This window comes from Micromonospora sp. WMMA1947 (genome assembly GCF_027497355.1).
Taxonomy (GTDB): Bacteria; Actinomycetota; Actinomycetes; order Mycobacteriales; family Micromonosporaceae; genus Micromonospora.
In genome coordinates this window covers 941,686-953,535 of record NZ_CP114909.1, presented here as the reverse complement: position 1 = coordinate 953,535, position 11,850 = coordinate 941,686, and the positions used below count along the sequence as shown (strand labels likewise).

Annotated in this window: 9 protein-coding genes; 6 read left to right on the top strand and 3 right to left on the bottom strand. The window is 72.1% G+C overall.

Annotation, left to right across the window (positions count from 1 at the left end; translation table 11 throughout):
• Window positions 1–52: 52 nt before the first annotated feature.
• Window positions 53–712: a hypothetical protein gene (locus O7604_RS04535; protein WP_281578958.1), complete on the top strand. Its 660-nt coding sequence runs from the start codon at window positions 53–55 to the stop codon at window positions 710–712.
• A gap of 67 nt (window positions 713–779) precedes the next feature.
• On the opposite strand, the gene gabT is transcribed toward O7604_RS04535, so the two are convergent.
• Window positions 780–2,051, bottom strand: coding sequence for a 4-aminobutyrate--2-oxoglutarate transaminase (gabT, locus tag O7604_RS04530; protein ID WP_281578957.1), 1,272 nt, complete (start codon window positions 2,049–2,051; stop codon window positions 780–782).
• Window positions 2,052–2,057: 6 nt separating this feature from the next.
• Complete coding sequence (locus O7604_RS04525; RefSeq protein WP_281578956.1) at window positions 2,058–3,494, bottom strand: gamma-aminobutyraldehyde dehydrogenase; 1,437 nt, start codon at window positions 3,492–3,494, stop codon at window positions 2,058–2,060.
• 142 nt (window positions 3,495–3,636) lie between these two features.
• Here O7604_RS04525 and O7604_RS04520 point away from each other — a divergent pair, with 142 nt between their 5' ends.
• Window positions 3,637–5,076 carry an aldehyde dehydrogenase family protein gene (locus O7604_RS04520; RefSeq protein WP_281578955.1) on the top strand — a complete coding sequence of 480 codons (1,440 nt, stop codon included), beginning with the start codon at window positions 3,637–3,639 and terminating at the stop codon, window positions 5,074–5,076.
• A gap of 12 nt (window positions 5,077–5,088) precedes the next feature.
• Here the strand turns inward: O7604_RS04520 and O7604_RS04515 are convergent, their stop codons facing one another.
• Entirely contained in the window at window positions 5,089–6,321 is a 1,233-nt protein-coding gene (locus O7604_RS04515) for a YwqJ-related putative deaminase (RefSeq protein WP_281578954.1), read from the bottom strand.
• Window positions 6,322–6,402: 81 nt separating this feature from the next.
• Here O7604_RS04515 and O7604_RS04510 point away from each other — a divergent pair, with 81 nt between their 5' ends.
• From O7604_RS04510 to O7604_RS04495, 4 genes are read left to right on the top strand one after another with little or no spacing between them, the layout of a single operon-like run.
• Window positions 6,403–6,816, top strand: a complete 414-nt coding sequence (locus O7604_RS04510) for a YbaB/EbfC family nucleoid-associated protein (RefSeq protein ID WP_269702042.1) — start codon at window positions 6,403–6,405, stop codon at window positions 6,814–6,816.
• A 3-nt stretch (window positions 6,817–6,819) separates the two neighbouring features.
• Window positions 6,820–7,176, top strand: a complete 357-nt coding sequence (locus tag O7604_RS04505; protein WP_281578953.1) for a hypothetical protein — start codon at window positions 6,820–6,822, stop codon at window positions 7,174–7,176.
• Window positions 7,177–7,200: 24 nt separating this feature from the next.
• Complete coding sequence (locus tag O7604_RS04500; protein ID WP_281579916.1) at window positions 7,201–11,394, top strand: toxin glutamine deamidase domain-containing protein; 4,194 nt, start codon at window positions 7,201–7,203, stop codon at window positions 11,392–11,394.
• Window positions 11,391–11,834 carry a hypothetical protein gene (locus O7604_RS04495; protein WP_281578952.1) on the top strand — a complete coding sequence of 148 codons (444 nt, stop codon included), beginning with the start codon at window positions 11,391–11,393 and terminating at the stop codon, window positions 11,832–11,834. The genes O7604_RS04500 and O7604_RS04495 overlap by 4 nt, the downstream gene beginning before the upstream one ends.
• Window positions 11,835–11,850: the final 16 nt, after the last annotated feature.

The following is an 11,850-nucleotide window of genomic DNA, read 5'->3' as shown; positions in this document are numbered from 1 at the left end:
CGGCCCTCCCGTCCGTACCACGCGGCGAACGACAGCGACGACGGGAGAGAACGTGAGGGTGCAGCGCAAGCACGTGATGGCGGCAACCGTGGCGGTGACCGCCACGGTGGCGGTCTCGGTGGGCACCGGACTGGGTTTCGCGGACACCGCGCCGGTCGGGCGGTCGGTCTGCGCCGGGTCGGTGACCTTCTCGGCCGAGGGCGGACCACCGGCCGCGACGAGCGACAGATTCCCGGTGGGCACCCGGCTGCGGGTGACGAACCTGGACAACCGCAAGGTGGCCACGGTGACCGTGACCGGGCCGTCGGGGAGCTGCGTGCTGCTGAACGCCGCCGCCATGGACCTGGTACGCGAGCCGGGCAAGAACGTCATCCGCCGCAACGTGGTGGAACGCCTCGACGGCGCCGCCGCCCCGGCACCCGGCGCCCAACCGGGTGAGACCCGTCCGGGCGCCGCGCAGCCGATCGGCGGCAGCGTCTGCTCCGGCGCGCTCACGTTCTTCGCTGAGGGCGGAGCACCGGCCGCCACCAGCGGCCAGTTCCCCCTCGGCACCCGGCTGCGGGTGACGAACCTGGACAACAACAAGGTGGTGACGGTGACCGTCACCGGGCCGTCGGGCAGTTGCGTGCTGCTCAACACCGCTGCCATGGACGCCATCCGGGAACCGGGCAAGAACCTGGTCCGGCGCAACACCGTCGAGCTGCTCCGCTGATCCTCCGGGTGGAACACCATGGGCCGGCCCTGGGGGAGATCGGGCCCATGGTGTTCCACGTCCGGGGTCAGCCGAAGGCGGCCGCCAGGATGTCCAGTCCCCGGCCCAGCTCGTCGTCGGAGATGACCAGTGGGGGCAGGAACCGCAGCACGTTGCCGTAGGTGCCGCAGGTCAGCGTGAGCAGCCCGGCGGCGTGGCAGGCGGCCGAGATCGCCGCCGTGGCGGCCGGGTCCGGGGTCAGCGTGCCGGGCTGCACGATCTCCACGGCGAGCATCGCGCCCCGGCCGCGTACCTCGGCGACGCGCGGGTCACCGGCGGCGATCGCGCGCAGCCGCTCACCCATCACCGCGCCGATCCGGCGCGCGGCGGCGGCCAGGTCCAGCTCCCGCATCGTCTCCATCGACGCGAGCGCGGCGGCACAGGCGATCGGGTTGCCGCCGTACGTGCCGCCCAGGCCGCCGACGTGCACCGCGTCCATCAGCTCCGCCCGGCCGGTCACCGCCGCCAGCGGCAGCCCGCCCGCGATGCCCTTGGCCAGCGTGATCAGGTCCGGCTCGACGCCCTCGTGGGCGCAGGCGAACCAGTCGCCGGTGCGGCAGAAACCGGTCTGGATCTCGTCGGCGACGAACACCACCCCGGCCGCCGTCGCCCATTCGCGCAACGCCGGCAGGAAACCCAGCGCGGGTACGACGAAACCGCCCTCGCCCTGGATCGGCTCGATGAGCAGCGCGGCCACGTTCTCCGCGCCCACCTGCTTCTCGATCATCTCGATCGACCGGGCCGCCGCGGTGGCGCCGTCCAGCCCGCCGTCGCGCAGCGGGTACGACATCGGCACCCGGTAGACCTCACCGGCGAACGGCCCGAACCGGTGCTTGTACGGCATGTTCTTCGCGGTCAGCGCCATGGTCAGGTTGGTCCGGCCGTGGTACGCGTGGTCGAACACCACCACCGCCGGCCGCCCGGTCGCGTGCCGGGCGATCTTCACCGCGTTCTCCACCGCCTCGGCGCCGGAGTTGAACAGCGCCGAGCGCTTCTCGAAACCACCCGGGGTCAGCGCGTTGAGCTGCTCGCAGACCGCCACGTACGACTCGTACGGCGCGACCATGAAGCAGGTGTGGGTGAATCGTTCGACCTGCGCGCGTACCGCCTCGACCACGCGCGGCGCGGAGTTGCCCACGTTGGTGACGGCGATGCCGGCGGCGAAGTCGATCCACTCCCGCCCGTCCACGTCGGTGATCGTGCCGCCGCCCGCCCGGTCCACGTACGCGGGAATCGTGCTGCCCACGCCCCGCGCCACGGCCTCGACCCGGCGCTTGTGCAGCTCCTCGCTGGTGGCCATCGCCGATCAGCCCTCGATGTTGTGCATGACGTGCTTGACCCGGGTGTAGTCCTCCAGGCTGTAGACCGACAGGTCCTTGCCGTGGCCGGAGTGCTTGAAGCCGCCGTGCGGCATCTCCGAGACGAACGGGATGTGGGTGTTCACCCAGACGCAGCCGAAGTCGAGCCGGCGGGTCATCCGCATGGCCCGGCCGTGGTCGCGCGTCCACACCGAGGCGGACAGGCCGTAGTCGACGCCGTTCGCCCAGCGCACCGCCTCGTCCTCGTCGGAGAACCGCTGCACGGTGATGACCGGCCCGAACACCTCGTCCTGGATGATCTCGTCGGCCTGGCGTACGCCGGAGACCACGGTCGGGGCGTAGAAGAAGCCGCGCTCGCCGACCCGGGCACCGCCGGTGGTGACGTTCGCGTGGTCCGGCAGCCGGTCCACGAATCCGCTGACCCGGGCGAGCTGGTTGGCGTTGTTCAGCGGGCCGTAGAGCACGTCGGCGTCGTCCGGCCCGCCGGTGCGGGTGTTGCGGGCCTGCTCGGTGAGCGCGGCCACGAAGTCCTCGTGGATGCCCGGCCCGGTGAGCACGCGGGTCGCCGCCGTGCAGTCCTGCCCGGCGTTGAAGTAGCCGCCCATCGCGATCGCCTCGGCCGCCGCGGCCACGTCCGCGTCGTCGAAGATCACCACCGGGGCCTTGCCGCCCAGCTCCAGGTGCGTCCGCTTGAGGTCCGGCGCCGCCGCGGCGGCGACCTCCATGCCCGCGCGGGTCGACCCGGTGATCGACACGAGCTGCGGGGTCGGGTGGGAGACCAGCGTACGGCCGGTGTCGCGGTCGCCGCAGACCACGTTGAACACGCCCGGGGGCAGGTGTTCGGCGGCGATCTCGGCCAGCAGCAGCGTCGACACCGGCGTGGTGTCCGACGGCTTCAGTACTACCGCGTTACCCGCCGCCAGCGCCGGGGCGATCTTCCAGACCGCCATCATCAGCGGGTAGTTCCACGGGGTCACCTGGGCGCAGACACCGATCGGCTCGCGCCGCACGTACGACGTGTGCCCGGCCATGTACTCACCGGCCGAGCGGCCCTCCAGCAGGCGCGCGGCGCCGGCGAAGAAGCGCAGCTCGTCCACCGCGGGCGGCAGCTCCTCCTCGGTGGTGAGCTGCCGGGGCTTGCCGGTGTTGCGCACCTCCGCGTCGACCAGTTCGGCGGCCCGCGCCTCGACCGCGTCGGCGAACTTCAGCAGCGCCCGCTGCCGCTCGGCCGGCGTGGTGTCCCGCCAGGTCTCGAACGCGGCGGCGGCGGCCTTCATGGCCGCGTCCACGTCCGCCGCGCCGGAGACCGGGGCCTGGGCGAAGACCTCGCCGGTGCACGGGTCGATCAGGTCGGCGTAGCCGCCGTCCACCGGGTCGACGTACTCGCCGTTGACGAAGTTGCGCAGCTGCTGCTGGTCGCTCATCAGAAGTCTCCGAGAAGGTGGCCGGGGGGAGGGTCAGCGGAGGTTATCGCAATCTAACTGCCATCTTGGCTACTAAATCCGAGGCAGACAAGGGTTTGGGCAACTGTTTCCGCGTGAGCGCCTGTGGTCTAGGCTGCCGGTCGTGGAGCCGAGAGCCTTCTACGTCGCCGGTCGCCCCGCCCACGGCGAGGACGAGCTGACCGTCACCCATCCGTACGACGGGCAGCCGGTGGGGCGTACCACGCTCGCCACGGCTGACCAGGTCGAAGCCGCCGTCGCGGGCGCCGCCCGGGTGGCGGCGGAGGCCGCGGCCCTGCCCGCGCACGCCCGCGCGGCCGCCCTGGACCACGTCTCCCGGCGGCTCGCCGAGCGGGCCGACGAGGTGGCCACGCTGATCACCGCCGAGAACGGCAAGCCGGTCAAGTGGGCCAAGGCCGAGGTGGGACGCGCGATCTCCACGTTCCGCTGGGCTGCCGAGGAGGCCCGCCGATTCTCCGGCGAACTGCAACGGCTCGACACCGACCCGGCCGCCACAGGGCGGATCGCCCTGGTCCGGCGGGTGCCGCGCGGGCCGGTGCTCGGCATCACCCCGTTCAACTTCCCGCTCAATCTGGTCGCCCACAAGGTCGCCCCGGCGCTCGCCGTCGGCACCCCGATCGTGGTCAAGCCGGCCCCGGCCACCCCGCTCAGCGCGCTGCTGCTCGGCGAGATCCTGGCCGAGACCGACCTGCCCGAGGGCATGTTCTCGGTGCTGCCGTTGCCGAACGAGCGCGCCGCCGAACTGGTCGCCGACCCGCGGCTGCCGGTGGTGTCGTTCACCGGCTCCGGACCGGTCGGCGCGGCCATCCGCCGGGCCGTGCCGGACAAGCACGTCACGCTGGAACTCGGCGGCAACGCCGCAGTGGTGATCTGCGAGGACTGGGCCGCGGACGAGGACCTGACCTTCGCCGCGCACCGCATCGCCACGTTCTCCAACTACCAGGCCGGGCAGTCGTGCATCGCGGTGCAGCGGGTCTACGTGCACGAATGGCTCTACGACGGTTTCCTGCCCCGGCTCGTCGCGGCGGTGCAGGCGCTGCGCACCGGCGACCCGCGCTCCGAGCTGACCGACGTCGGCCCGTTGGTGTCGGTCGAGGCGGCGCAGCGCGTCGAGACCTGGGTGGACGAGGCGGTCGCCGCCGGCGCCGTCATCGAGACCGGCGGGCGGCGCGACGGCGCCACCTACCCGCCCACCGTGCTCAGCGGCGTGCCGGCCGACGCGAAGGTGTGCGCCGAGGAGGTGTTCGGGCCGGTACTGGTGGTCGCCCCGGTCGCCGACGACCGGGGCGCGTTCGCCGCCGTCAACGACTCCGTGTACGGCCTGCAGGCCGGTGTCTTCACCCGCCGGCTCGACGTGGCGTTCGATGCCGCCCGCACGCTCGAGGTCGGCGGCGTGATCGTCGGGGACGTGCCCTCGTACCGGGCCGACCAGATGCCGTACGGCGGAATGAAGGGCTCCGGCGTCGGACGCGAAGGGCTGCGCAGCGCCATGGACGACTACACCGAGCCGCGCGTCACGGTGCTGACCGGCGTGGCCCTCTGATCACTCGCGGCCTCACCAGGTGCCGTCCTCGCGAACCCGGGCGGGGGCGCGGCCGAGCAGCAGGGTGGTGAGGGCGGCGTCGATGTCGGCGCCGAGGAACCACTCGCCGGCCTGGTCGAGGGCGAAGATCCGGCCGTGCTCGTCGACCGCGAGGATGCTCTCCTGACGTTCGCTGCCGAGCGGGAAGAGGCGTGCACCCAGGACGGTGGTGAAGTCGGCGAGGGAGTCGGCGGTGTGCGCCACCTTCCGCGGTCGCACCTCGAAGCGGGAGATCCAGACCGCCTCACCGGGGCCCTGCCGCGCGCTCACCAGCCCGGGGAAGGCGGTGAGGGTGGCCAGCGCGGCCGGAAAGCTGGCGTGCGCGTGCTGCGCGCCCCGGACTTCGCCGACCTTGCGGACCGAGGCGGCGGCGGACACCTCGTCGCCGAAGTGGGGGCGCCAGCCGGCGATCACGAGCGCGTTCGCCACCTCGGCGGGAAACCGGTCCGGGTCGGGGGGCGTCTGGGGTTCGGACTGCCACTCCTCGGCGTAGGCAAGTTCCGGCCAGGGAAGCACGTTGACGTGCACCAGGAAGCGGATGCACGACTCGCAGCGCAGATCCGCCGGTCCGCCCGCCGGGTCGCCCGCTTCGCGGATGCGGAAGCTCTCGATCCGACTGGTGCCGAGCAGGTCCCGTGCGTCCTCAAGGGACAACGGGGGCAGGCCCTCGGTGGCGCGGCGGTGGTCGTGCTCGTACAGCGCGTCGGAGACGACGATCATCTCGGCGTGCCGCTCCCCACCGCGCACCAGATGCCCCGCGGGTAGCTCGTCCAGGTAGGACTGGACGAGCGGATGGTGGTGCACCTCGACGTCGCCCTTCGCGCCCTGCGCGACGTGCTGCCGGCCGTCGAGCGTGAGGTGCGCCGCCGCGCCGGGCGTGGGCAGGCGGGTCAGCTCACGCAGCAACTGGGCGGCCGGATCGACGGTACGCGGCGCACGCGGCTCGGCCGGTCGCCGTTGCCGGTACATCCGCTCGACCGCCTCGGTCGGCACCCGAGGCCAGGTGGACACCTCGCCGGTCGCCTTGTCGATCACGGTGGTCGGCAGGTCGCCGGGCAGCGCGCGGGCGTCGGTGGACACGGTGGACGTCACCACGTAGCCCAGGTCGAACTCCTCGACCTCGGGCGTGCAGGGAAAACCGAGGCGGTCGGAGTCCCGCCGGGCCCACACCGAGGCGATCTGCTCGGCCTGCTGTCGCTCGATCACCACCTGAAATTACCGGACCCCACGGATTTCGTGGCACCCGGTATGGTCGGCCCTACCCACGGTGACGGAAGGGGAGCGACGGTGGCCGAGAGTGCGGACCGGGATGCGAACCGTGCACTACGCGCGCGCTTCGACGAGGTGTACGGCCAATACCAGCGCTTGCGGTCCGGTCTGGACGAACTCCAGACCAAGCTGGCCGAGCTGCGGGTCACCGAACGCTCCGACGACGGTCAGGTGACCGCCGTGGTCGGTGCACGAGGCGAGCTGATCAGCGTCGAGGTGAGCCCGGCGGCGTTCCACGACCGGGACGCCCGGGCGTTGAGCCGGAAGATCACCGAGACCGTGCTGCGCGCCTCCACCGCGGCGACCACCGCCACCCGCGAACTGGTCTCCGGCTACCTGCCGCCGGGCTCTCCTTCGGTCGAGTTCCTGCGTACCCATGACTTCGGCGCACTGCTCGGCCGGGCCGACTCCGTGCTGGCCCGCGGCGAGTGACAGGTGGCCGGGGGAGAGATCTGGCTGGACCCGGACCGGGCCCGGCGCGGCGGTGCCGACCTGGCGCTGTCGGGGCGGGCGGTGAGCGCGGCCCGGCGGGAGACGGGCGAGCCGATCGCCGCCGCGAGCGCCCAGCGCCCCTGGGGCCGGGACGACATCGGCGCCGCGTTCGACAAGCACTACCAGGGCTACGCCGAGACGCTACTGCGCGCGTGGGAGCTTCTCGGCCGCTCGCTGGAGGTGCTCGGGTCGGACGTCGTCCGCTCGGTCACGGCCACCGTGGAGACGGACCTGAGCAACGCCCGTGACCTCGGGAAGATCCCGCAGCAAGGGCACAACCCCCATCGGCCCCGGCGCTGACCACCGGAGGATCCGCGCGTGAGCATGCTGCCCAGCCCGATCCCGCACCCGCTCGACTTCTGCCCGTGGGATCTGCCCGGCTGGATCTACGAGGCGCTCGACTGGGTGGTCGGCGTCGAATGGCCGGAGGGCAACGAGCGCGCCGTCTGGGACCTGGCCGACCAGTGGTACGGCGTGGCGGGCGTCCTGACCCGTCCGCGTGACGACGCGGTCACCGCCGCCGGTGAGGTGAAGAGCGGCTACGGGGGAGTCGGCCTGGTCGCCGGTGCCTTCGACACGGCCTGGCACAAGCTCGCCGAGGGCCAGGACGCGCCGCTGCACGTCCTGGTCGCGGCCACCGACGAGCTGGCGCGGCTGGTCGACTCCTGTGGATGCGACATCGAGGGCGCGAAGCTGGAGACCTGGATCGAGCTGGGCATCCTGGTTGTCGAGTTGCTCTCCCTGGCGGTCGCCACAGTGCTCACCCTGGGCGCCGCCTCACCGGCGGCCGCCGCCGCGATCACCGCCACGCGGGTCGTGGTGCAGCAGATCTTCAAGCGGCTGGTGGCCCAGCTCGCCCGCAAGGCGGTCAAGCAGGGGCTGAAGGAAGCGGGCGAACGCGCCGCGAAGGAGGTGGCCAAGTCCGGTGCCCGCACGCTCGCTCGTCGGGCCGCGATCGGCGGGCTGCTGGAGGCCGGTCAGGAGGCGGGCACCAGCCTCGGTACGCAGGCGTACCAGAACTCCACCGGTCGGCGGGACGGCCTCGACCTGACCGACGTGAGCACGTCGGCGCTCGGCGGATTCGCCGGCGGCGCGGTCGCGCCGCTGGCCGGGCTGGGTCGGCACGCCAACGGGCGGTTCGCGGAGATCGGCGAGCGGTTCGGGCGGGAGATGGCCGGCGAGACGCTCGCCGAGACCGCAGCCGGTCTGGCGACCGGCCAGGGCCCGTCGCTCGAGGATCTGGCGCGTGCGGCGGCCTCCGGCGCGACCGGGTCCGCCACCAACCAGGCCGACTCGGCACTGCAACGCCGCCTCGACGGGCAGCTGAGCGGGTTGACGGTGTCGCCGGTCGGCCTGGATGTGCCGATCGTCGCCGACCCCGTCGGACTGATCCCGGCCCAGCGGGTCGCCGAGCCGATCGTCCAGAGCGGCGACGCGATGGCGGGCGCCGTTCCCGTGACACCCACACACGTCACGCCCCAAGCCGCCGGCCCGCATCCGCTCGCCGTGGACCTGGCCCGCCCGGCGCCGGATTCCGCAGCGACGCCGCAGATCGATGCCATTCCGCACAGCACGACGCCTCTGACAGCCGCCACGAGTCCCACGCTGTCCTCGGTGGTCACGGACGCGCCCGTCGTCGGTCCGTCCCTGCCCGGGCCCGGAGTCCATGCCGGTGCGGGTCCGGTCGTGGCGCCGATCGACAGTGCCGCGCCGCCGCCGTCGACCCCGGTACAGGCGGGAGCGGCACCAGCCACGTCGTTGCCGCCCACTGCGGATCATTCGCATGCGGCCCCGCCGTTGCCGGAGCGGACCGGAGTCGGTCACACGACACCGCTGGCCGCGCCGTCGCCCCAACCGCAGACGGCGCCTCTGCCGGGACTGCCCGGCCCGGATCCACGCCCGAGCCCTCGCTTCCCTCTCGTGGAGTCCTTGGCGCCGCCCCGGCCGTCTGCCGACTCCCCAGGTCCCGACCTCGGCCGGCCCGAGCCGCCGCCGCCCGACCTGCGAACGATCCGGGAGCGCGCCGCGCGCCTGGTCGCCGATCGCGAGTCGCTCGACCGGCGCCGCTACCGGGGTCACCTGCGGTCCCAGCGGACGTGGTTCGAGCACCGCCGACGTGAGACCAGAGCCGACTGGTTACATGAGCGCGCCACGTATCACGAGGAACGGGCCAGTGACTGGGCCGCGCAGGCCATGGAGCTGCGCCGCGCCGGCCGGACCCTGGCGGCCGAACGATGGCACCGGGAGTCGCACGAGGCCGCCCTGGAGGCGGCCGATCTGCGCGACGAGGCGCGGCACGTCCTCGCCGGAAGACTCGTTCCGGGCGAGGTGATGGTCGAGGACGACCTCGACTTCTACCGCATCAACGACGACGTGGCGGACCTCGCCGTCGGCGCGGTGGAGACGGCCGACCACTCCGCGCTCACCGGTCACGGCCATCCCGAGCCGATCGACAGGTCCCGGCCCTACGGCCGCCGGGGAGGGCTGCGGCCTCCGCTCGCGCTGCACCAGACCGACCTCGAACGGCAGATGCCCCGCAATCCGGACGGCAGCGTGACGCGTACCGCCGATCCCCGGCGCGGTGGCTGGTTCCGCCTCGCGAACGACGGCGGACCGGCGGCCGACGCCACCCGGGGGATCAACTGCCTCGACTGCACGCTGTCGCTGTTCGAGACGTGGGTTCACGGACGGCCGCGCGTCGCGGCGCCCCGGACCTTCGACGGTTACCTGCACGGCGACGTGAACCGGCCGGTGGGCGGCGAGGCGGACGGACCGCTGCGGGTCGAGCAGACGACCGGCGGCCGGTTCCAGAACCTCTGCCCGCCGGATCGGCCCGGAATCACCGGCCGCGACCGGCAACTGCTGGTGGACGGCGGGTACCGGGACCTGTACGCACAGCTCGCGTCGGGCGGCCACGGCAGCTACGCGTTCCTCATCACCAGCTTCGAGGGCGGCGGCTCGCACGCGTGGGTGGCGTTGAACCAGAACGGCACGATCCTTTTCCTCGATCCGCAGACGGGCGAGGTGGCGAACCGGCCGATCTACCACCACAGCGGCCGACCGGCCCGCAGCAACGTGGTCGGCGTCGACGCTCTGGTGCTCGGCCCCGACGGCCGGCCGATGCCACTCACCGGCCGCCCGCCCGGCACCTACAACGTCCTGCCCGAGCCGCTTCCCCGCCCGGAGCCGCCACGACCGCCGGCCCCGCCACCGATCGCCGACGGCCACGTACCGGACTTCAACCACGTCCACCTGCTCGGCGAGTCCACCACCTTCCACCGCCACGCCGACGGACCGATGCCGGGCAGCGCGCCGCCCGTCGAGCCGGAACCGGCCCGGGTACGCGAGGACCACCGGCAGGCGCACGCCGACCGGATCGCCGCCGGGCTCTACGTGCGCGACGCGCTCGCGGAGACCGGGAATCTCGACGCCGCCTTCGCCGCCGGGGTGACACCCGTCGAACTGGCGCAGCACGCCGACGTGCCGACGTTGCGGCGGCTCGTACCCGGGCTCGATCAGAGCGCCGCGGCCGACCTGAGCCGGCTGCTCGCCGACCCGCGCGTCCAGCGGATGCTCGACCAGAGCTGGGAGGCGCCACCGCGACGGGAGGAGTTGCTGGCCGAGACGGTGGTGCGGCAGCTCGCGGAGCGACCCGACCTCGTCCGGATGATCCTGGCGACCCCGGAACTCGCGAACTCACTGACCGCCCGGCCGCTGACCCTGCACCACCTGGCGAGTCACCAGCAGGCCATCGACGTGCTCGGCGAGGTCATCAACGACATAGTCGTACGCGGCGCCGAGGCGGTGATCGCCCCAGAGCCACTGAAGCCCTACCCGACGCCGATCAGCGAAGAGCAGCGGGAACTCGGCGAGCGAGTTGCGAGGCGCGGCCAACGGCGGTTGCAGCTCGGGTTCGACAGAACCCGACGAGATGACGAGGCGTATCGCCTTGCATACGTCGATCAGCTGTACGCGCAGGCGGCGGTAGCTCAACCGGAGCTGAACACGCTCGCTGTTGCCCTGGCTGCCGACCAAGGCACGCCCGATTGGCGAAAGGAACCCAAGAATCGGGACCGCGTTCTCGACAAGCTGGTCGAGTACGAGAACGACGCGTCCAAGCTCAAGGACTTGGCGGGTGCCAGAGTGCAATTCGACACCATCGATGCTGTCTATCAGGCGCTCGGAAGGCTGAGCGCCGACCCGACAGTGGTAATACTCCATGTCAAGGACCGGTTCCTAGATCCGCAGGACAGCGGCTACCGGGACCTCTTGCTCAACCTTCGGATGTCGAACGGCCACATGGCAGAGCTTCGACTGCAGCTCGCGGGGATCGAGGAGGTCTCGGAATGGGAGCATGCGCTGTATGAAGTCCGACGTGACCTGGAAGCGGTTGCCGAGAGTGATGGCAGGCCGTTGACACACACAGAACGCGCCATCCGCGACGGGCTCCTCCGGCGCGCGCAAAGCATCTACTGGAGCAAAGTGCAGGAGAACGTCGGGAAGGTGCCGCCGCAGTGACGCCGGTGAGAGGCTTGGCGCTACCCAAGTTCTTCAACTACTACGACTCTCCCGTAAAGTTGGTCGCCACCCCAGACGGTGGTATGGCTGGCTGGAGGCTGTCCAAGGACACCGGGGGCTGGCGCGAGGCCAACAACCTCATCGACAAGGTGCTGTTCGAGGGCGGGGATGAGATCTATGAGGTCTCCCCTGAAGAGTTTGTTCAGCTCACCGAGCTTGAGAGAAGCCTCTACCTCCGCGGCGACGGGCCGATTTTCGCTCTCTACGAAACCGTCCGGGCGATCGAGGACACGCTCCAAGCTGAACGCCGGTACCCGACGCCGCAGGAGCAGGCGCTGATCCGGGGCGTCCGGCGGCGGACCTTCGTGATGTTCGAGGAGCAGCTCCGACAGGCCGGTGACCCCGCCGCCGACCCCACCATCGCCTCCACCCCCTCCTGACAGCGCACGGGAACCT